16 protein-coding genes are annotated in these 21,178 nt (G+C 72.9%); 9 read left to right on the top strand and 7 right to left on the bottom strand.

Annotation, left to right across the window (positions count from 1 at the left end; genetic code table 11):
- Positions 1-22: 22 nt before the first annotated feature.
- The 6 genes from bchZ to ME121_RS11410 all read right to left on the bottom strand — a co-directional run bounded on the left by bchZ (position 23) and on the right by ME121_RS11410 (position 7,084).
- The gene (gene bchZ / locus ME121_RS11435; RefSeq protein ID WP_024829699.1) at positions 23-1,489 is read right to left on the bottom strand and encodes a chlorophyllide a reductase subunit Z; all 1,467 of its coding nucleotides are present in this window, start codon (positions 1,487-1,489) and stop codon (positions 23-25) included.
- Positions 1,489-3,018, bottom strand: a complete 1,530-nt coding sequence (gene bchY, locus ME121_RS11430; protein WP_059408872.1) for a chlorophyllide a reductase subunit Y — start codon at positions 3,016-3,018, stop codon at positions 1,489-1,491. Before bchY ends, bchZ begins: the two co-directional genes overlap by 1 nt.
- A gap of 5 nt (positions 3,019-3,023) precedes the next feature.
- Positions 3,024-4,028, bottom strand: a complete 1,005-nt coding sequence (locus tag ME121_RS11425; RefSeq protein WP_029357442.1) for a chlorophyllide a reductase iron protein subunit X — start codon at positions 4,026-4,028, stop codon at positions 3,024-3,026.
- Positions 4,025-4,963 carry a chlorophyll synthesis pathway protein BchC gene (gene bchC, locus ME121_RS11420; protein ID WP_059408871.1) on the bottom strand — a complete coding sequence of 313 codons (939 nt, stop codon included), beginning with the start codon at positions 4,961-4,963 and terminating at the stop codon, positions 4,025-4,027. The genes ME121_RS11425 and bchC overlap by 4 nt, the downstream gene beginning before the upstream one ends.
- Positions 4,964-5,057: 94 nt before the next feature.
- The gene (locus ME121_RS11415; protein WP_089231599.1) at positions 5,058-6,185 is read right to left on the bottom strand and encodes a methyltransferase; all 1,128 of its coding nucleotides are present in this window, start codon (positions 6,183-6,185) and stop codon (positions 5,058-5,060) included.
- A gap of 29 nt (positions 6,186-6,214) precedes the next feature.
- Complete coding sequence (locus tag ME121_RS11410; protein WP_059408870.1) at positions 6,215-7,084, bottom strand: polyprenyl synthetase family protein; 870 nt, start codon at positions 7,082-7,084, stop codon at positions 6,215-6,217.
- 107 nt (positions 7,085-7,191) lie between these two features.
- On the opposite strand from ME121_RS11410, the gene crtD reads away from it, so the two are divergent.
- Both crtD and ME121_RS11400 read left to right on the top strand, forming a co-directional pair.
- Entirely contained in the window at positions 7,192-8,727 is a 1,536-nt protein-coding gene (crtD, locus tag ME121_RS11405; RefSeq protein ID WP_059408869.1) for a 1-hydroxycarotenoid 3,4-desaturase CrtD, read from the top strand.
- Entirely contained in the window at positions 8,724-9,584 is an 861-nt protein-coding gene (locus ME121_RS11400) for a carotenoid 1,2-hydratase (RefSeq protein WP_012319776.1), read from the top strand. Before crtD ends, ME121_RS11400 begins: the two co-directional genes overlap by 4 nt.
- On the opposite strand, the gene ME121_RS11395 is transcribed toward ME121_RS11400, so the two are convergent.
- Positions 9,544-10,878 (bottom strand): glycosyltransferase family 87 protein, encoded by a 1,335-nt coding sequence (locus ME121_RS11395; RefSeq protein WP_059408868.1) that lies wholly within the window; start codon positions 10,876-10,878, stop codon positions 9,544-9,546. The genes ME121_RS11400 and ME121_RS11395 overlap by 41 nt on opposite strands.
- Before the next feature lie 147 nt (positions 10,879-11,025).
- Between ME121_RS11395 and ME121_RS11390 the strand changes: the two genes are divergently transcribed.
- The 7 genes from ME121_RS11390 to ME121_RS11360 are packed head-to-tail and all read left to right on the top strand — an operon-like array spanning position 11,026 to position 21,174.
- Positions 11,026-12,276 (top strand): glycosyltransferase family protein, encoded by a 1,251-nt coding sequence (locus tag ME121_RS11390; RefSeq protein WP_012319778.1) that lies wholly within the window; start codon positions 11,026-11,028, stop codon positions 12,274-12,276.
- Positions 12,273-13,553 (top strand): glycosyltransferase family 4 protein, encoded by a 1,281-nt coding sequence (locus tag ME121_RS11385; RefSeq protein ID WP_059408867.1) that lies wholly within the window; start codon positions 12,273-12,275, stop codon positions 13,551-13,553. The genes ME121_RS11390 and ME121_RS11385 overlap by 4 nt, the downstream gene beginning before the upstream one ends.
- Complete coding sequence (locus tag ME121_RS11380; protein ID WP_059408866.1) at positions 13,541-15,493, top strand: glycosyltransferase; 1,953 nt, start codon at positions 13,541-13,543, stop codon at positions 15,491-15,493. Before ME121_RS11385 ends, ME121_RS11380 begins: the two co-directional genes overlap by 13 nt.
- On the top strand, positions 15,490-17,331 hold the full coding sequence (locus tag ME121_RS11375; RefSeq protein WP_059408865.1) for an ABC transporter ATP-binding protein: 1,842 nt from the start codon (positions 15,490-15,492) through the stop codon (positions 17,329-17,331). The genes ME121_RS11380 and ME121_RS11375 overlap by 4 nt, the downstream gene beginning before the upstream one ends.
- The gene (locus ME121_RS11370; RefSeq protein WP_012319782.1) at positions 17,331-18,197 is read left to right on the top strand and encodes a hypothetical protein; all 867 of its coding nucleotides are present in this window, start codon (positions 17,331-17,333) and stop codon (positions 18,195-18,197) included. The genes ME121_RS11375 and ME121_RS11370 overlap by 1 nt, the downstream gene beginning before the upstream one ends.
- Positions 18,194-20,161, top strand: coding sequence for an ABC transporter substrate-binding protein (locus ME121_RS11365; protein WP_059408864.1), 1,968 nt, complete (start codon positions 18,194-18,196; stop codon positions 20,159-20,161). Before ME121_RS11370 ends, ME121_RS11365 begins: the two co-directional genes overlap by 4 nt.
- Positions 20,158-21,174 (top strand): ABC transporter permease, encoded by a 1,017-nt coding sequence (locus ME121_RS11360; RefSeq protein WP_012319784.1) that lies wholly within the window; start codon positions 20,158-20,160, stop codon positions 21,172-21,174. Before ME121_RS11365 ends, ME121_RS11360 begins: the two co-directional genes overlap by 4 nt.
- The last annotated feature ends 4 nt before the right edge of the window (positions 21,175-21,178 follow it).

Raw genomic sequence — 21,178 nt, 5'->3', positions numbered from 1 at the left:
CTGGGTGAAACGGAAAGGCGGCTCATGCGGGGGCTCCCGCGACGAGGGCGGCCCGGGCGCGCGCCACGTGGGTGGGCGCCACGGCGGCGGCCTCGGTGTCGCGGGCGGCCCGCTCGGCGGCGTCGCGCAGGCGCTTGGCGGCGGAGATGCGGGCGAGCACCGGCTGGGCCTCGACCAGGGCGTCGAGCGCCTGCCGGGCGGCCTCGTCCCACGGCAGCTCGGCGTGGCGCCGGGTCGGAGTCGCCTCGACCTTGTCCATGTCGCGGGCGAGCGGCAGGATGTGGAAGAGGGTGTCGAACAGGGCGTTGCAGACCTCCTGAACCAGGTAGGTCGCCCCGGCGTAGCCCATGAACGGCGTGCCGGTGTGCCGCCGGATGATCGCGCCGGGGAAGGAGGCCGGGACGTAGGCCGCCCGGGCCCCGGTCTCGGCGAGGTACATCCGCTCGTTGAACGAACCGAACAGCACCAGGGGCGGCCTGGCCGCGACGGCGGCGCGGACCGCGGCGTTGTCGGGCTTCAGCCCGGCCGAGCGCCCGAAGGCGAAGTGGCAGGGCAGGCCCATCTCGTCTTCGAGGAAGTGGCGAACGCCGCGCGCGTAGGTCTCGGTGGCGACGATGCCGAAGCTCGCGGTGCCGAAGAAGTCCTGGGTCACCGAGCGCCAGAGATCCCAGACCGGCTTGATGGTCGTGTGCCGCTCCCGCTCGATGAACGGCTCGGGATCGAGGCCCAGGATCTCGCCGAGCGAGCGCAGGAACTTGGTCGTCGAGAGGATGCCGATCGGCGCCTGCAGGTAGGGCCGCCCAAGATCCTCGCAGAGCAGCCGGCCGAACTCCCGGTACAGGCAGATGTTGGCGTCGGCGTTGACGAGCTTCGGCACGTCGGCGAGGTGCGCGCCGAGGGGGAAAGTCAGGTTCACCTCGGCGCCGATCCCCTCGACCAGTCGGCGAATCTCGGCGAGGTCCGAGGGCATGTTGAACGTGCCGTAGGCCGGGCCGATCAGGTTCACCCGCGGCTTCTCGCCGGGCTTCTTCTCGGGCCGGGCCGGGATGCCCTTCTTGGCGAATCTCTTGGCGCCGTATTCCTGCCAGAGCCAGCGCATCGCCCGGTCGGCGGCCTGCCACTGGTCCTCGTCGATGGTGCGCGGCAGGAAGCGCTGGAGGCCCGTGCCCTCCGGTGTCACGCCGCCGCCGATCATCTCGGCGATGGAGCCGGTGACCACCACGCTGGGCTGGCCCGGATCGAGGGTCGCGTGGGCGCGCTTCATCGCGCCCTCGGTGCCGTGGCGGCCGAGCTCCTCCTCGGCGAGACCGGTGACGACGATCGGCAATTCGTGCGGCGGCAGCGCGTCGGTGTAGTGCAGCACCGAGGTGACCGGCAGGTTCTCGCAGCCCACGGGGCCGTCGATGACGACCTGCAGGCCCTTGATCGCCGTGAAGACGTAGACCGCGCCCCAGTAGCCGCCGGCCCGGTCGTGATCGAGGATCAGCATCAGGCCATCTCCCCGATCGGCGTCTTGGGGCCCTCGATCTTCGGTCCCTGGCGCTTCTGCGGCACCTCTTGCCAGACGCCGGCGGCGTGTCCGGTGCCGACGCCTTCGAAGAAGTCGCGCATGGCGTCGAACCGCGCCCTGTTGCCCAGCGCCGCGTTGATCACCGTGGCGAGCGAGCCCGCGCCGGCCGCACCCATCAGCGGGCGCGCCGAGATCAGGTTGGTGAAGTAGAGCGCCGGGGTGCCGCGCTCCTTGGCCCGCTGCACCACCGGCGTCGTGCCGATGGCGAGATCGGGCTTCAGCGACTCGAAGGCGTAGAGATCGTCCTCCAGCGAGGCGCGGTAATGCACCTGCGTGCCGCGGGCTTCCAGCCAGTCGCGATCCGCCTCTGACCAGGGCGTGCGCGGGCAGGCCGTGCCGACGTAGGGAACCTCGGCGCCGCTCTCGACGAGGAGGCGCGCCACGAGCAGCTCCGACCCCTCGTAGCCCGAGAGCGTGATCCGACCCCTGATCGGCATCGCGCCGAGCGCCCCGCGGATGCCGGGCAGGATCGTGTTCTTGGCCGCCTCGACGGTTGCCCGCGCGACCCCGCAGGCCTCGCCGATCCGGTCCAGCCAGTCGGCGGTGCCGTCAACGCCGACAGGGGCCGAGCCGACGATCGGGCGGCCCGCCGCCTCGAACTCGCGGATCGAGGCCGTGTAGAACGGGTGGATCGCCGCCACCGCGGCGCAGTCGAGGGCCGCGTAGAGTTCGCGCCACTCGCGGGTCGGCACCACCGGGCCGGCAGACAGCCCCAGCGGCTCCAGGAGCGATCCGATCACCACCGGATCGGCCGGGAAGACCTCGCCGAGGAGCGCCACGCTGGGGCGCTCGGAACGGCCACCGCGCGGCGCCGCAACGGGGCCCTGCTCGGCTTCCGAGCGCGCGACCTTCAGCATCGCGCCGGCCAGGACGTCCTTGGCCTCGGCGTGGGTCGGCACGCCGAAGCCCGGCACGTCGATGCCGATCACCCGGACGCCGTCGATCTCCTTCGGCAGCAGGCGCAACGGCACGCCGGACGCGGTCGGGACGCAGAGGTTGATGACGACGACGGCGTCGTACTCCTCCGGCTTCGCGGTGGCGTGGACCGCCTCGCGGATGTCCTCGAACAGCTTGCCGGTGACGAGCGTCTCGGAGTTGAACGGCACGTAGCCGACGCTGCGCCGCGCGCCGTAGAAGTGCGACGTGAAGGTCAGGCCGTACACGCAGCAGGCCGAGCCCGACAGGATCGTCGCCGTGCGCCGCATGCGCAGTCCGACGCGCAGCGAGCCGAAGGCCGGGCACATGCTCTGCGGCTGGTCGTGCGGTCCCTGCGGATAGTCGCTGCGGAGCTGCGCCAGGGTCTCCGACATGCCGGCGGCCTCGGCGGCCGCCACCATCGCGTCCTTGCCGGCGTGGCAGCCCAGGCCGTCGCTCTGCGCGGCGGCCACGTCGACGTTGGCCGGCGCCTGGCGGGCGCGGAGATCGGCGATGTCGAGGGAGACGGCCATGCGCGTCAGACCTCGTCGTAGACGACTTCGAGGGACGGCTTGGACACCTGGGCGACCCCGCACATGTCCTCGTGGGTCGCGGGGACCAGGACCACGTCGCGGCCGGTGGTCTCGCTGGAGAACAGGCCGAGCAGCCCGTCCTGCGTGAGCGGCGTCGGGCGATGCGGCGCGGCCTCGGCGACGTTCGCGGCGAGCTCCGCGAACAGGGTGCCCCAGCGCCCCTCCGGCTTGCCGATGATCTCGTAATTCGCGCTCTTGCGGCGGATGTCGTCGTCGGCCGGGATCGAGGCCAGGACCGGGATGCCGGCGGTCTCCGCGAAGGCCTGGGCCTCGCCGGTGCCGTCGTCCTTGTTGATCACGAGGCCGCCGACGCCGACATTGCCGCCGAGCTTGCGGAAATACTCCACCGCCGAGCAGACGTTGTTGGCGACGTAGAGCGACTGCAGGTCGTTCGAGCCGACGACGATGACCTTCTGGCACATGTCACGCGCGATCGGCAGGCCGAAGCCGCCGCAGACCACGTCGCCCAGGAAGTCCAGCAGGACGAAGTCGAAGCCCCATTCGTGGAAGCCGAGCTTCTCGAGCAGCTCGAAGCCGTGGATGATGCCGCGCCCGCCGCAGCCGCGCCCGACCTCGGGGCCGCCGAGCTCCATGGCGTAGACGCCGTCGCGCTTGAAGCAGACGTCGCCGATCGCGACCGACTCGCCCGCGAGCTTCTTCCTGGTCGAGGTCTCGATGATGGTCGGGCAGGCCTTGCCGCCGAAGAGGAGGGACGTGGTGTCGCTCTTCGGATCGCAGCCGATCAGCAGGACCTTCTTGCCCTGCTGGGCCATCATGTAGCTCAGATTGGCGAGCGTGAACGACTTGCCGATGCCGCCCTTGCCGTAGATCGCGATGATCTGCGTCTCTTTCTTCGCCGGCGCGGTGGCGACCGCGTCGGGCTCGATCGCGGCCTCGGCGCGGAGCTGGGTCGCTTGGGACAGGGCGGCCTTGTTGAGCTGAACGTTCACGCGGCGTCCCTCCAGTCGAGGATCATCTTCAGGCAGCCCGGATCCGCGAACGCGGTGCGGTAGGCGTCCTGGGCCTGTGCCGCCGGGGCACGGTGGGTGATCAGCCCGTCGAGCGAGAGCCGACCGTCGTCGATCAGCCGCGTCACCGCGGCCGTGTCCTCGGGCCGGAACTCCGCGGAGATCCGGATCCGGGCCTCGCGCATGAAGGCGGGCGGGAAGGCGAAGCTGAGGGGCGCCTCGTAGAAACCGGCGAGGACGATCTCGCCTCCCGGTGCCAGGCGGGCGATCAGGTCATCGAGGCCGGCGGCGTTCCCGCTGACATCCGTGATCGTCGCGTAGTCGCGGCGCGGATCCGCGTCGGGCGCAACGACGGCGTAGCCGTGGTCGCCCAACGCGCGGACGGGGTCGGTTTCCCAGACGGTGGGCGCGGCGCCCGCCGCCAGCGTCAGCCGGGCGAGCAGCCGGCCGAGCACCCCGTGCCCGACGATGAGCGGCGTCGCGCCGGGAACGAGGCGCCCGAGGGCGCGATGGGCGGTCGCTGCCAGCGCCAGGAGGCAGGCCCGCTCACCCAGGGCCCCGTCCACCGGCACGAGGCGCGCGGCCGGCGCGACCAGATGGGACGCCGCGCCACCGAACAGGCCGCGGACAGCGCCGAAGCAGCGGGCCCCCGGGACGTAGACGGTCTGGCCGACACGGACCGAGGCGCCCGAGTCCGCCTCCACGACGGTGCCGACCGATTCGTATCCCGGCACCAGCGGGTAGCCCATGCCCGGAAAGGGCGGCATCCGCCCCGACCAGAGCAGGCGCTCGGTGCCGGTGCTGATCCCGCTCCACGCCACTGCCACGACCGCGTCCGCATCGCCGGGCGGCGTCAGGACCAGGCGCTGAACCGAGAGGTGCTCCGGGTTTTCCAGAATGACGGCCAGAGCGTCCATGGCTGGAACTGTCCACCCTTTGCGTCGCGACTCTCTCCGGTACGAAGCCGCTTTGTGTCATCCTAGATAGACACAAGCTAGCGTCAAGTCACACTTACTTTTGGGCGCCCGTTTTTCGGGCTCTCAGCACCCGCGCGAGGAGAGGGCGTCGTGTCGGATGTTCGCGTGTGGCGGTGAATCCTGCGGCCGCGAGCATCGCGCGCAGTTCCTCGGCCCGGCGCGGTCGGCCGGAGCCCATCGCCAGGAGATAGAAACCGAAATAGGCGTCGCCGACCGGCTCCGCGCCCGGCGTCCCGGCCATCGGCTCCGCGATGAGCAGCGTGCCGCCCGGCGGCAGCGCCGCGTAGGCCGCGCCCAGCAGCGCCTGGGCCGGCGCGTCGTCGTGATCGTGGACGATCCGCACCAGCGAGATCGTGTCGGCGCCCGCGGGCAGCCCGTCGTGGAAGTCGCCGCCGCGGCAGGCAATCCTCTCGCGGAGGTCGGATTGCCCGAGGCGCGCGGCGGCGCGGTCGGCGACGGCCGGCAGGTCGAACAGGGTCAGGCGGGGTGTCGCGTGCCGCGCCGCAACCGCCCGCAGGAAGGCGCCCTCGCCCCCGCCGACATCCATGAGGTGCCGGACGCGCGACAGGTCGCAGGCGTCGAGCACGTCATCGGCGATCAGCGCCTGCGAGGCGCCCATCAGACTGCTGTAGGGGGCCACCGCGTGCGCGTCGCCCGCCGCCCCCGCCGCATAGGGCCAGTAGCCCGCGAGGCGGGTCGGCTGCGCCTGTCCGCGCAGCAGGGCGACCGGATCCGCGAGGTCGGCGTAGAGCAGCGCGTGATGCTCGATCATGGCGGCGATGCCGGGATTGCCGACGAGCGCGGCTCCCAGGTCGGCCAGCCCGAAACGGTCGCCCGACAGGGCGCGCAGCAGCCCGAGGGACTCGGCGGCGCGCAGCAGGCGTCGCGCTGCGTCCGGCGGAAGGTCGAGCCGCCGCGCCAGCGCGTCGACGGTCAGGGGGCCTTCGGCCAGGATCGCGAACAGGTCGAGGCGGATGCAGGCGGTCAGAACCTGCGCGTAGACGAAGCCGGCGCAGAGGTCGAACAGCGCGCGCGTGTTGCGCTGTGCGACGCGGCGCGTCAGCGGAAAACCCGCCGCCCAGCGCTGGAAGCGGGGGCTCGCGACCAGGCGATTGCGCCACGCGAGCCACCTGTCCGCCCAGGCGGACGGGGCAGGCGGCACCGTGCCGGCTCCGGGGAGCGATCCGGCGCTCAGGCCACCACCGACCGCAGGCTCGCGGGCAGGAACAGCCGCGCCTGCGCCTCGATCTCGGCGGTGAGCGCGGCCGCGCCCGGACAGGCCGGGATCGCCGCGACCGCCTCGCGTGTCAGCCGGGACAGGCGCTCCATCGCCCCGCCGGTGCCCAGGAGGGCTGCGGCGTTGGGGCGGCCCAGCGTCGCGTCGCGCCCGGCGGGCTTGCCGATCTCCTCCTGCCGGCAGGCGACGTCGCGCAGGTCGTCGGCGACCTGATAGGCCTCTCCCAGGCACTCGCCGAGGCGACGCCAGGGCTCCGGCTCAGCCCCCGCCGCGGCAGCGCCTGCCACGGTGGCGGCGGCGAACAGCGCGCCGGTCTTCGCCTGCTGGTAGTCGCTCAGGCTGATATGCGCCTCCGATTCCCAGGCCTGCCCGGCCGCGATGCCCGACGGCGACCCGGCGGCGCGGCCGAGAAGCCCGACGAGGCGGCCGAGGCGCGCCGGATGCCGCCCGACGGATCGCGCCAGGGTCTCGAAGGCGAGGACGATGAGGGCGTCGCCGGTCAGGACGGCGATCGGCTCGCCGAAGGCGACGTGGACGGAGGGCTTCTGCCGCCGCATCGGCGCGTCGTCGAAGCACGGCAGGTCGTCGTGGACCAGGGAAGCGCAGTGCAGGAACTCGATGGCGGCGGCGGCCGCGACGGATCCTGCCGGGTCGTCGTCGCCGCAGGCGCGGGCCACCGAGAGGCACAGGCGCGGTCGGATCCGGTGGCCGCCGGGAAACACCGCGTAGCGGAGAGCCTCCGCCAGGAGGGGCGGCGCGCCGGGCGCCTCCGCGTGCGCAACGGCGCGATCGAGCGCCATCTCGATCCGCTGACCGGACTCCATCGCGTTGCCTCCCGTGTTGTATGCGGTTGTCAGCAACAGGTGTCATTTCTTATTGACACTTCGGCGAGGCGAGATCAATCCCGTGGTCGGGGGAGTTCGGAGCGGCCGTGGCGCAGGAGCGCGTCATCGTGATCGGTGCTGGGATCGGTGGCCTCGCCGCCGCCCTGCGGCTCGCCCATGCCGGTGTCGACACGACGGTTCTCGAGCGCGCGCCGCATCCCGGCGGGAAGATGCGCGCCGTCCCGGTCGGAGATCGCGCCGTCGAGGCCGGTCCGACCGTGTTCACGATGCGCTGGGTCTTCGACGAGCTGTTCGCCGAGTGCGGCGCCGAGCTCGGCGACCGCGTCGCCCTGGCACCGGCGCGGCTCCTCGCCCGCCACGCGTGGAGCCGGGACGAGCGTTTGGACCTCTTCGCCGATATCGACGCGTCGGCGGACGCGATCGCGGCCCTCGCGGGACCGCGCGAGGCGGAGGGCTACCGGCGCTTCTGTGCCCGGTCGGCCGAGGTCTACCGCACCCTCGAGGGTCCGTTCATCCGCGAGGGCCGGACTGGGCCCGCCGGCCTCGCGCAGCGGGTCGGGCTGTCGGGCCTCGGCGATCTCTGGCGGATCCAGCCCTTCGCGACCCTCTGGTCGGCGCTGGGCGCGTATTTCCGCGACCCGCGGCTGCGCCAGCTGTTCGGCCGCTACGCCACCTATTGCGGCGCCTCGCCCTTCACCGCGCCGGCGACGCTGATGCTCGTCGCCCATGTCGAGCAGGCCGGCGTCTGGACCGTCGCGGGGGGGCTCAGCGGCCTCGCGCGGGCGGTGGCCGATCTGGCCGCCCAGCGGGGCGCGACCTTCCGCTACGGCGCGGAGGTCGCGCGGATCCTCACGGACGGCGGCCGGGTCACCGGCGTGCGCCTGACGGACGGCGCGACGGTGGCCGCCGACCACGTCGTCTGCAACGCGGACTGCGCGGCCCTGGGTGCGGGCCTGCTCGGGCCCGAGGCCGCCGCGGCCGGCGAGCGGCTCGCGCCCGGCGAGCGCTCGCTCTCCGCCGTCACGATCTGCGCGGAGGCGGAGTCCGCGGGTTTCCCGCTGGCGCACCACACGGTCTTCTTCTCGCGCGACTACCGGGCCGAGTTCGACACGCTCCTGCGCGCCCGTCGCCTGCCCGACGACCCCACCGTTTACGTCTGTGCCCAGGACCGGGACGCGGCGGGTGCCGCGCCCCAGGGGCCGGAACGTCTGCTCCTGCTCGTCAACGCTCCGGCGGACGGCCGGGAGCGACCGCTCACGCCGCCGGAGACCGAGAGATGCGAGAGGAACCTGTTCCGCCGGCTGGAGGCCTGCGGGCTCACCCTGGACTTCACGTCGTCGGCGGTCACGACGACGCCGCGGGACTTCGACGCCCTCTTCCCCGGGACGGGCGGGGCCCTCTACGGACGGGCGGCGCAGGGCTGGGCGACGACCTTCAAGCGCGCGGGCGCGCGGACGGCGCTGCAGGGCCTGTACCTCGCGGGGGGCTCGATCCATCCGGGTCCGGGCGTGCCGATGGCGGCGCAGTCGGGGCGGCTGGCAGCGGCAGCGATCCTGGACGACCGCGATTCGATGGCGCGGTCGCGCGGGGCGGCTACGCGTGGTGGTACGTCGATGCGGTGAGCGACGACGGCCGCCAGGGCCTCACGATCATCGCCTTCATCGGCAGCGTGTTCTCGCCCTACTACGCCTGGAGCGCCGAGAAGGACCCCTTCGCCCACTGCGCCATGAACGTGGTGCTCTACGGCGACCGCGGCCGCTTCGCCATGACCGAGCGCCGCGCCGCCAGCCTGTCGCGCAGCGCCGACCACATCGCCGTCGGACCCAGTGCCATGCACTGGGACGGCACCGCGCTGACGGTGCGGATCGACGAGCGCGGAGCTCCCCTGCCCCGCAGGATCCGCGGCACGGTGCGCCTCGAGCCGCGCGGGTTCACGGGGGGCCCGTTCCATCTCGACCGGGCTGGCCGCCACCGCTGGTGGCCGATGTCGCCGTCCTCGCGGGTCGAGGTGGACTTCGACCAGCCAGACCTCCGCTGGAGCGGCAGCGGCTACTTCGACACCAACGACGGCGACGAGCCCCTGGAGGTCGCGTTCGCGCGATGGACATGGTGCCGGGCCGATCTGCCGGACGGCGCGGCGATCCTGTACGACGTGCATCACCGCGACGGCGGCGGTCAGAACCTGTCGCTCAGGTTCTCCGCCGACGGCAGCCGCCGCGAGATCCGGCCTCCGCCCGGCGCGACGCTTCCGGCGACGCGCTTCTGGCGGATGCCGCGCGAGACCCGCAGCGACGGCGGCCGATCGCGGGTGCTCGCGACCTACGAGGACACGCCGTTCTACGCCCGCTCGCTGCTCGCCTCGACGCTCTGCGGCGAGCCGGTGCGGGCCATGCACGAGAGCCTGTCGCTCGACCGGTTCCGAAACCCGATGGTGCGGCTCATGCTGCCGTTCCGGATCCCGCGGCCGCTGGCGCGGTGAGAGTGCGGACGTCGACGCCGCCGGTCCCGGATGGCTGCCGGCCCGGGGCGGCGCTCCACGGCCGGACGCGTCCGGCGACGCAGGCGAACGTCGCGAGGCTCAGCACGAGGCCGAGCGGGAATCCGGTCAGCCCCGCCGCCTCTCGGACGACCGCGAAGAGCGGCACAGCGCACAGGAGGGCCCGCTCGTGCGGCCGCAAGCCGCCGGCTTGGTGCGCGGCGAGCGCCAGCAGGAGCGCGGCCGGCACGAGGGGCGCCAGGTCGTAGACCGGGAGGTAGGGCGACAGCAGCGGTGCGGAGACGACGAGCGCGGCCGCCCGGAGCGTCGGGTCGGTGGGCCGGCACCAGGCGCGGCAGGCAAGGCCGAGCGCCAGCGCGGCGACGATGCCCTGCGCCGTCCAGGCGACGGCCATCGACCCGCCGAGCAGGCGCACCGCTCCGAACGCGCTGGCATTGAGGTCGAGGCCCGCCGCCGCGTTCTGCAGGATGATCCGGTTCGTATCCCCCAGCGTTCCGAAGAAGCCGATCCAGGGCGCCGTCCCGAACAGCGCGAGGGACGCGAGGCAGAGGGCCAGCACCGTCGAAACGCAGGCGGCCAAGCAGTCTCGCCGCCCCGTCACCAGCAGGAGCAGGGGGGCCAGCGCCGCGAAGTGCGGCTTGTAGGCCAGCAGGCCGAAGCAGAGCCCGGCCAGCCACGGGCGGCGATCGGCGAGGACCGCGCCGAGGGTCAGCAGCGACGCGGTGAACAGGCCGTTCTGGCCGTAGGCGAGGTTGCCGAGCACCAGCGGGTGCGCGAGCGCGACGACGGCCGCGTCCCGCCGGCCGGCCGCTACCCGCATCGCGAGGGCGAACAGGGCGAGGGAGAGCGCGGTCCAGAGCAGGTAGGCCGGCCGCAAGTCCAGCAGCGCCATCGCGGCCGCCGGCAGGAGGAACACCGGCGGATAGTGCCAGGCGAACCGACATTCCTGACCGCAGGCCGCCTTCAGGTTCGCCAGATGCACCGGCAGGTCGTAGGGCTCAGCTCCACGACCTGCCAGTGCCGAACGGCCCGCCACCCAGACCTGGACGAAATCGTTGCCGAGCGGGTCGCCGTACCAGTTGCGTTGCGGCTCCGGGCCGGTGCCGTAGACCAGAAGGACCATGGCGAGGCCGAACGGGACCAGCACCCAGGCCGCCCGCCTGGCGAACGCTGACAGACGGGCGTCGCTGCTCAGGAGATCGGCGAGATCTGACCAGAGCGCGGCGGCGCGTGCGGTCGGTGGGCCCGGCGCGCGGGTCTCGATGGGCGCAGGCATGACGGAGGATTTCCGCGACCGGATTCCGCGACAGCCTAGGCGCGCGCGGTTCCGGGCCCGTTAACAGGGGTGTTTGCGGCCCGGCCCGGCTTGTGCAAGAGGGCGGCGGCTGCGATCCTCGCGCCGTCAACCGGGGCGATCACATCGATGCGACTGGACGAGCCGTCATCGGCCCCGCGCGTCCTGATCTACAGCCACGATACCTTCGGGCTCGGGCATCTGCGCCGCTCGCGGGCGATCGCCAACGCGATCGTGGCGAGCAACCGCAGCGCCCGGGCGATGATCGTCTCGGGCTCGCCGGTGGTCGACCGCTTCGCCTTCGCGCCGGGTGTTCGCACGGTCCGGCTGCCGCCGGTGACCAAGTTCGCCGACGGCGGCTATGCCAGCCTGGACGGCGCGACCCCGCTGGCGCGCACCGTCGAGCAGCGCTCCGCGATCATCGCCCAGGCCTGCGCCGCCTTTCGGCCCGACCTGATCATCGTCGACAAGGAACCGGCCGGCTTCCACGGCGAGCTGCTGCCTGTGCTGGAGCAGGCCGCCGAACGCGACATCCGCCTCGTCCTGGGCCTGCGCGACGTCCTCGACGACGCCGACCGCCTCGTCCCCGAATGGGAGCGCAAGGGTGCGGCCGAGACGATGGCGCGATTCTACGACGAGATCTGGGTCTACGGGCTGAGCCGCATCCACGAGCCCCTGGCGGCGCTGCCGATGGAGCCCGACATGGCCGCCCGCATCGACGCGCGCCTGATCTACACCGGCTATCTTCGCCGGGAGCTCCCGGAACGCCGCGCCGGCCGCGAGGAGCCGCCGGTGGCCGACGGCCCCTTCATCCTGGTGACGCCGGGCGGTGGCGGCGACGGGGCAGCCCTGATCGACTGGGTGATCGCCGCCTACGAGGCCGATCCCGCGATTCCCCTCCCCGCGCTCATCGCCTTCGGTCCCTTCCTCGATGCCGGGACCCGGGACGGGTTCGCGGCGCGCATCCGCCGCCTCGGCGACCGGATCGCGGCCATCACCTTCGACAGCGAGATCGAGTTCCTGATGCGCAAGGCCACCGGCGTGGTCGCTATGGGGGGCTACAACACCTTCTGCGAGATCCTGTCCTTCGACCGCCGGGCGGTCCTCGTGCCCCGGACCGAGCCGCGGCGGGAGCAGGCGATCCGGGCGCTCGCGGCCGAGCGGCTCGGCCTCGCGCGGGTGCTGATGGAGGCGGAAGGTCGGGCGCCGGCGCGCATGGCGACGGCACTCCGCGACTTGCCGGGACAGGACCCGCCGTCGCGGGTGCTGGTGCCGGGTCTGCTCGACGGCCTCGACGCGGTCGCGCGCCGCGTCAGGGCGCTCACCGCGCGCGGCGGCGCGGACGCCGCAGCCCGCCCGTGCCTGCAGGCCTATTCGTGAGCGCCAAGCGGGTCGCCGTGGTGCTGAAGGGCTATCCGCGGCTCTCCGAGACCTTCATCGCCCAGGAGTTGCTGGCGCTGGAACGGTGCGGCCTGGCCCTCGAGATCTGGTCGCTCCGGCGCCCGACCGACCGGGCGCGCCACCCGATGCACGCGCAGATCCGCGCCGGCGCTGCCTACCTGCCCGAATACCTGCGCGACGCGCCGCTGCGGGTGCTTCGCGGGCTGGGCGCGGCACTCCGCCGGCCGAACCTGCCCGCGCTGCTGGCGCTGTTCGCCCGCGATCTCCGGCGCGACCCGACGGCGTCGCGGCTGCGGCGCCTCGGGCAGGCACTGGTCCTCGCCCGGGAATTGCCGGCCGAGGTCGCCCATATCCACGTGCACTTCCTCCACACGCCCGCCAGCGTCGCCCGCTACGCCGCGCTCCTGACCGGGCGCCGGTGGAGCTTCTCGGCGCACGCCAAGGACATCTGGACGACGCCCGACTGGGAGCTGACCGAGAAGCTGCGCGACGCCGAATGGGGCGTGACCTGCACCCGCGACGGGCTCGCGCGCCTGCAGGCCCTCGCGCCGGGCCGGACGCAGCTCGCCTATCACGGGCTCGACCTGGCGCGCTTTCCGGCCCCCCCGCCGCCGCGCGAACCGCGCGACGGGACGGATCCGGACCGCGCCCTCCGGCTCCTCTGCGTCGGCCGGCTGGTCGCCAAGAAGGGGCACGACGACCTCATCGACGCTCTCGCCGCCCTGCCCGCGCACCTGCACTGGCGGCTCGACCTGATCGGCGGCGGCGACCTCCGCGACGCCCTGGAGGCCCGGATCGCTGCCGGCGGCCTCGCGGAGCGGGTCCGTTTCCGCGGCGCGCTGGCGCAGCCCGCGGTGATCGAGGCCATGCGCGCGGCCGACCTCTTCGTCCTGCCGACGAAGCCCGCGCCCGGCGGCGACCGCGACGGCCTGCCGAACGTGCTGATGGAGGCCGCAAGTCAGGCGCTCCCGATCCTGGCGACCGCCTTCGCCGGCACGCCGGAATTCATCACCGACGGGGTCCACGGCGTCCTGGTCCCGCCCGGCGAGCCGGCGGCGCTCGCCGACGCTCTCACCCGTCTCGCGGGCGATCCTGGCTACCGCCAGCGGCTCGGCGCGGCGGCCTTGGCCCGGCTCGTGCAGGACTTCTCCGCGGAAGCGGCGATCGCGCTGATCGCCGGCCGGCTGCGCGCCTCCGCGGGTCTGCCGCAGGACGCGGCCGCCCACGAACCGGAGCTGTCCGCGTGCGCGTCCTGATCGCGGTCACGCATCTGCTCGGCGCGGGGCACCTCACCCGTTCGGCCGCCATCGCCCGCGCCTTCGCGGCGGCCGGCCACGAGACGATGCTGGTCTCGGGCGGCGTCCCGGCACCGATGGTCCGCTCCGACGGCCTGCGCCTCGTGCAGCTGCCGCCGCTCCGGATCGCCGGCACGGATTTCTCGACGCTGCTGGACCCCGACGGACACGCGGCCGGGCCGGCACTGCTCGAGCGCCGCCGCAGCCTGATGATCGAGGCTCTGGCAGCCTTCGGGCCGGACGCGGTCGTCACCGAGCTGTTCCCGTTCGGCCGGCGCGCCCTGGCGCCCGAGTTCATGGCATTGGTGGACGCGGCTCGCACCCGGCGGCGGCGCCCGCTCGTCCTCGCCTCCGTGCGCGACGTCCTCGTGGCCTCGACCAAGCCGCAGCGCATCGCCGAGTCGCACGCGCGGGTTGCGGACCTCTACGACGCCGTGCTGGTCCACGGCGATCCGGCGCTCATCCCGCTCGAGGCCTCGTGGCCCCTCGACGCGGCGACCGCCGCGAAGGTCCGCTACACCGGATACGTGGATGAGGGGACCGCTCCAGCGCCGGCCTCGCACCGCTCCGGCGTGCTGGTCGCCGCCGGATCCGGGCCGGCGGGGTTCGTCCTGCTGCGTGCGGCCGCCGATGCGGCCCGGCAGCGGCCGGATCTCGGCTGGCGGATCCTGGCCGGCCACGGCGTGCCCGAGGCGGCGCTGTCCCAGATCGGCCACGGTCTGGAGCCCGGCATCCTCGGTCGCGCCCGACCCGACTATCGCGCCCTCCTGTCCGGCGCCGCCGTCTCGGTCAGCCAGTGCGGCTACAACACGGCCGTCGATCTCCTCGTTACCCGGACACCTGCCGTCCTGATACCCTTCGAGGCCGGCGGCGAGACCGAGCAGCGCCTGCGTGCCGAGCGCCTCGCCGCCCGGCGACTCGCCCGGGTGCTGCCCGAATCGGCGCTGACGCCCGAGAGCCTGGTGCAGGCCATCGCGTCGCAAAGTGCCCTCCCGGCGCCCGGGGACCACAGGATCGATCTGGACGGCGCCGCCCGTACGGTCGCGCTGGCCGAGGCGCTGCACGCGGGCGAGCGCGGGCGGCGCGGCCGCCTCCCGGCAGCGTATCCGGCCTTCGACGCCGTCCACCGCGCCCTCGATGCCGTCGCGGCGCGGGGCCAGCGCGTTCGGCTGTTCTGGCGCGACGACGACGCGGTCGCGGGTGGTCCGCAACTCGACCGGCTCGTCGCTCTCGCCGCAGGGCACGGCGTCCCGCTGCTCCTCGCCGCGATCCCGACCAAGATCGAGTCCTCCCTCCCGCGGCGGCTCGAAACGGCTGCCGGCGTCTCGGTCGCCGTCCACGGCCGCGCCCATCGCAATCATGCCCCGCCGGGCGAGAAGCGGGCGGAGTTCGGCGCGCACCGGCCCCTCGAGGCCCTGATGGCCGACGCCGCTGCCGGACTGCAAATCGCCCGGCAGCGGCTGCCGGAGGCGTCGCTGCTGCCGGTTTTCGTGCCGCCGTGGAATCGCGTCGCGCCCGACCTCGCCGCCGCCCTCCCGGATCTCGGCTATCGCGGCCTCTCGGCCGTGCCGGGTCCGCCGATCCCGGGGCTGCTCCGCCTCGACGCCACCCTCGACCCGATCGACTGGCGTGGCACCCGGGGCTTGATCGATCCCGACTGCCTGCTGCGCGGCCTCGCCGCCGACATCGCCGGCGCGCCGGAGCGGCCGCTCGGCCTTCTCACCCACCACCGCATCCACGATGAGGCCGTCTGGGACTTCGTCGGCGCGCTGGTGGATAAGCTCCTGCGGCATCCGGCGATACAGGTCTTGGATCTTCGGGGACACTTCGGCGCGGCCGCGATGGACATGGGGCCGGCGGTTTCTAAGTCTCAGGTCTCACAGATCGCGAGGACGGGTTGAGCCCGCTATTGTCCATCCGCGACCTCGCGGTCGCGTTCCGCACGGAGAGCGGTCAATTCGAGGCCCTGCACGGCCTGTCCCTCGACGTCCGCCGCGGCCGGACCCTCGCGCTGGTCGGCGAGTCCGGCTCGGGCAAGTCGGTGACCGCGCAGGCGATCCTGCGGATCCTGCCGCCCGCCGCCGCCATCACCCGCGGCCGGATCCTGTTCCGGGACGGCGAGACCGAGACCGACATCGCGCGACTCCCGTCCGAGGGCGAGACGATGCGGGCGATACGCGGCCAGCGCATCGCGATGATCTTCCAGGAGCCGATGACCTGCCTGTCACCCCTCCACACGGTGGGCGACCAGATCGGCGAGGCGCTGCGGATCCATACCGGGGCGGACCGCAAGGAGGCCGATGCCCGGACCGAGGAGGCTCTCGCCCGGGTCGGCTTCCCCGACCCGCATCGCGCCCTGCGGACCTACCCGTTCGAGCTGTCCGGCGGCCTGCGCCAGCGCGCCATGATCGCCATGGCGCTGATCCTGAAACCCGCGCTCCTGGTCGCCGACGAGCCGACCACCGCCCTCGACGTCACCACGCAGGCCCAGATCCTCGCCCTGCTGGCCCGGCTCCAGGACGAGACCGGGATGGCGATCCTGCTGATCACCCACGATCTCGGCGTGGTCGCCAACATCGCCCACGACGTCGCCGTCCTCTACCGCGGGCGCCTCGTCGAGGCGGGTCCGCGCGACACGGTGATGCGCGCGCCGGGGCACGCCTACCTCCGCGCGCTCCTCCACGCGGTGCCGCGGTTCGATATGGCGCCCGGCGAGCGGCTGACGCCGATCCGCCCGGCCAAGGCCGAGATCCCGCCCGGCCAGGCTCCCGCGCCCCTGGCCGGGCCGATCCTGCAAGTGGAGGGTGTGAGCAAGAGCTTCACGCTGCGTGCCGGTCGGCTGTGGCAGAAGCCGCGGATCGTCCACGCCGTGTCCGACGTCTCCTTGAGTTTGGCGGCGGGCCAGACGCTGGGGCTCGTCGGCGAGTCCGGGTCGGGCAAGACCACGGTCTCGAAGATGATCATGCGGGCGCTCCGACCGGATTCCGGGCGCATCCTGTTCGACGACGGCAGCGGCCCGCGGGACGTCCACGGCCTGAGCGGCGACGCACTCTTCGCCTATCGCCGCACGGTCCAGTTCGTGTTCCAGGACCCCTACGCGTCCCTCGATCCGCGCATGACAGTCCGGCAGATCCTGTCGGAGCCGATGGAGATCCACGGCGTCCCGGCGGCGGAGCGGCGGGAGCGCTGCCGCGCCCTGATGGCCATGGTCGGCCTGGAGCCGAGCGGTCTCGGCCGCTACCCGCACGCCTTCTCGGGCGGGCAGCGGCAGCGCATCGGCATCGCCCGGGCGCTGGCCCCGAAGCCGCGGCTGCTGGTGCTTGACGAGCCGGTCTCGGCCCTCGACGTCTCGGTCCAGGCGCAGATCCTGAACCTGCTCAAGGACCTCCAGGCCGCCCTGGGCCTCTCCTACCTCATCGTTTCCCACAATCTGGCAGTGATCGACTACATGGCGGACACCATCAGCGTGATGTGCCGGGGCCGCATCGTCGAGGAGGCGCCGCGCGCGGCCCTGTTCCGCCGGCCCGTCCATCCCTACACGCGGGCGCTGCTCGCCGCCGTGCCCGATCCGAGCCTGGACCATCCCCTGGATTTCGCGGCCGTCGCCGCCGACCGCAACGACCCGACCCGCTGGGAGGAGCCCTTCCGCCTGGCTCCCGACGAGGCCGGCGCGATGCGCGCGGTCGAGACCGGCCACCGGGTGCGCTTCGGCGCCGCCCCCAGGGCGGAGGCCGCGTGATGCAGGCCCGGCCGCCCGTGATGCTGGAGCGCCTGCGCCGCAAGGTGCTGTCGCCCTTCTTCGACCGCCTGGGCTACGACCTCGTCCCAGCCGCCCCCGACTGGAGTCACCGGCCGACCTCGCCGCGCGAGGTGGCGACCCTGCTCGAATCGGCAGCCGCCATCCTGGAACGCGATCTCGCCGCCGCCGGCCTCGTCCCCGACGGCGACGTGCTCGGGCAGGTCCGGGCGTTCTGGGATCTGATTCCGACAGCCCCCGTCCGGCAGCGGCGCGGCGGTAGCGGCTTCAACGGCGCGCTGCAGCTCTACGTCGCCATGCGCGCGCTGCGGCCCGACTTCGTGATCGAATCGGGCGTCTTCCGAGGCCTCACCACCTGGGTGATCCGGCAGGCCCGCCCGCGGGCGCGGATCTTCTGCCACGATCCGGACCTGTCGGGCCTCCAGTACCGCGACCGGCAGGCGCGCTACAGCACCGCCGACTGGTCGACCGCCGACTGGGCTGTGCTCGACCCGGCGCGGACGGTGGCGTTCTTCGACGACCACGTCGCGCAGGGCCGGCGGGTCGTCGAGGCGCAGGCCCGTGGGCTGACCCGACTGCTCTTCGACGACGACGCGGCCGGGCACCGGATCCACGCCCATGGTGGCCCCGCGCATCCGACCATCGCGATGATCACCGGGCCCGAGCGCAGCCCGGAGCCGATCCGCTGGACGCGGAACGGCCGCCACTTCGAGCAGCCGGCCGACGACGCCCTGGTGCGGCAGGCCGCCGGGCTGATCGCCCGGTCCCACGCGTTCGACGACCTGCACAGGGCGACCGGCTACTCGCCCGCGCGGCTCACCTCCGTGACCTTGCGGGGCAGCCCATGACGACCTGGGACCCCGGGGACGTCGTCCCGTCCGCTCTCCCGCACCGGAACGTAGGCGACAGTACCGTGTCCCGCCGCGCCCTCCTCGCCGGGCTCGGCGCCGCGGCGATCTGGGCGCGTGCGCCGTCGCGGGCCTTCGCCGACACCCCGCCGGCCGACGCGCCCGGGCTGCCGGCCACCCCCTACGTGGCCGACCTCGCCGCCCACGGACGCCGCCTCGGCAGCGCCGGCGGCACGATCCGGACCCTGATCGCCAAGGCACGGGACGTCCGCTACCTGTCGGTCTACGGCTACACCCGCCTCATCGGCTACGATGCCGATCTCAACCTGCGGCCCGACGTGCTGGAGCGCGTCGATGTCGAGGGCGGCCGCTTCACCTTCACGCTTCGCCAGGGCCACCGCTGGTCGGACGGGCACCCGTTCACCACGGAGGATTTCCGCTACTACTGGGAGGATGTCGCCAACGAGAAGGCGCTGAGCCCCGACGGGCCGCCGGCCTTCTTCCGCGTGGACGGCAAGCTGCCGACGGTCGAGTTCCTCGATCCGGTCACCGTCCGCTACAGTTGGGATCGGCCGAACCCGATGTTCCTGCCGGCCCTGGCGGCGCCGCGCGACCCGCTGATCTACCGGCCGTCGCACTACCTCAAGCCGTATCACGCCCGCTACATCGGGAAGGATGCGGCCGACGCGAAGGCCAAGGCGCTCAAGCTCCGCAGCTGGGCGGCCCTGCACAATCGTCTCGACGACAATTACGAGCTGAACAACCCGGACTGCCCGACCCTGCAGGGCTGGGTGCCGCGGACCCGCTCGCCGGCCACCCGGTTCCGGTTTGAGCGCAACCGCAGCTACCACCGGGTCGACACGGCTGGCACGCAGCTGCCCTACGTCGACACGATCGTGATGGACGTGGCCTCCCAGGGCCTCTTGGTCGCCAAGACCAACGCAGGCGAGGCGGACCTGATGTTCCGCGGCCTGATGATGCCCGATATCCCGAGTCTCAAGGAGGGTGAGGCGGCGCATCGCTATCGCACCAACCTGTGGCCCGTGGCCCGCGGCTCGGAGATCGCGCTCTACCCCAACCTCACCACGACGGATCCGGCGTGGCGGCAGCTCAACCGCGACGTGCGTTACCGGCACGCCCTGTCGCTCGCCATCGACCGGCGCACCCTGAACAACACGCTCCTGTTTGGCCTGGGTACCGAGGGCAACGACACGATCGTGCCGGAGAGCGCGCTGTTCGAGCCCGAGATGCGGACCCTCCACGCAACCTACGACCCGGCCCGGGCCGCCAAGCTGCTGGACGAGATCGGGCTGACGGCCCGCGACGGGTCCGGCACCCGGCTGCTGCCCGGCGGGCGCGCGCTGGAGCTGGTGGTGGAGAGCGACGGCGAGGCCGAGATGGTGCTCGACGCGCTGCTCCTCATCACGGAATTCTGGCGCGAGGTCGGCATCCGCCTGATCACCAAGCCGCAGGAGCGCACGAACCTGCACCGGCGCTCCATCGCGGGTGTCACCGTCATGGTGGCCGCCCAGGGCCTCGATCTGGCCGTCCCGACCGCGATCATGCCGCCGACCGAGCTGAGCCCGGCCCAGCCGGAGCACTATTCCTGGCCGTTGTGGAGCATGAACGTCGAGAGCCGCGGCAAGAGCGGCGAGCCCTGCGACGTCCCGGAAGTCCAGCGCCTCATCGAGCTCGACCGGGAGTGGCGCCACACCGACGATGCCGGCCGGCAGGCCGCGATCTGGCGCGAGATGCTGATGAACCACGCGCGCAACACGTGGGTGATCGGCACGGTGGCGGGCGCGCTCCAGCCGGTGGTCGGCGCCGATCGCCTGATCAACCTCCCGAAGCGCGCCCTCTACTCCTGGGAGCCCACCGCGATGATCGGCGTGCAGCGCCTCGACGAGCTGTTCTGGGACAAGGGCGCCGAGCCTGGCGCCGACAAGCGCGCGGAGGCCCGGTGATCGCCCAGATCCTTCGCCGCGTCGTCACCATGGCGGTGACGCTGCTGGTCATCTCGGCCCTCGTCTTCGTGATCATCAAGCTGCCGCCCGGTGACTACCTGACCAACCGGATCATGGAGCTGCGGGCCACCGGCGACGCCAGTTCCGTGGCGAAGGCCGAGCTGCTCATCAAGCAGTACGGGCTCGACCGGCCGGTCTGGCAGCAATACCTGATGTGGATCGGCGTGCTGCCCGGGTCGGTCGGGTTCTCGGGGCTGCTTCAGGGCGACTGGGGCTGGTCGTTCGAGTACGACAAGCCGGTGGCGGACGTCGTCGGCGACGCCCTGTGGCTCACCCTGCTGATCAACCTGACGGCGGTGGTGTTCGTCCACCTCGTGGCGATCCCGGCGGCGATCTACTCCGCGACGCACCGCAACACGTTCGGCGACGCTGTCGTCACTCTGCTCGGCTATGTCGGCCTCGCGGTGCCGGGCTTCCTGCTCGCCCTGATCCTTCTGTTCTACGCCAACCGGTGGTTCGGGCTGTCGATCGGCGGTCTCTACGATTCGGCCCTCACCAACCAGCCCTGGACCTGGGAGAAGCTCCGCTCGCTCATGGCGCACCTGATCGTGCCGACGCTGGTGATCGGCCTCGGCGGCACCGCGGCCATGATCCGGCGCATGCGCGCCAACCTGCTCGACGAACTGGCCAAGCCCTACACCGTCACCGCCCGCGCCAAGGGTCTGCCGCCCCTGCAGGCGCTGCTGAAATACCCGTTCCGGATGTCGCTGAACCCGTTCGTGGCGGATATCGGCAATCTGCTGCCGCACCTCGTCTCGGGTTCGGTGCTGGTCTCCCTGGTGCTCAGCCTGCCGACCGTCGGGCCGCTGCTCCTCGAGGCCCTGCGCAGCCAGGACCAGTTCATGGCCGGGTTCATCCTGATGTTCGTCGCGGCCCTGACCCTCGTCGGCATGCTGATCTCGGACCTGATCCTGGTCTGGCTCGATCCGCGCATCCGCATGGGCCTGCGATGACCCG

The sequence above is a fragment of the Methylobacterium sp. ME121 genome, assembly GCF_000974725.1.
Classification (GTDB): Bacteria; Pseudomonadota; Alphaproteobacteria; order Rhizobiales; family Beijerinckiaceae; genus Methylobacterium; species Methylobacterium radiotolerans.
The sequence above is the reverse complement of the archived record's forward strand: the minus strand, read 5'-3'. Positions and strand labels throughout refer to the sequence as shown.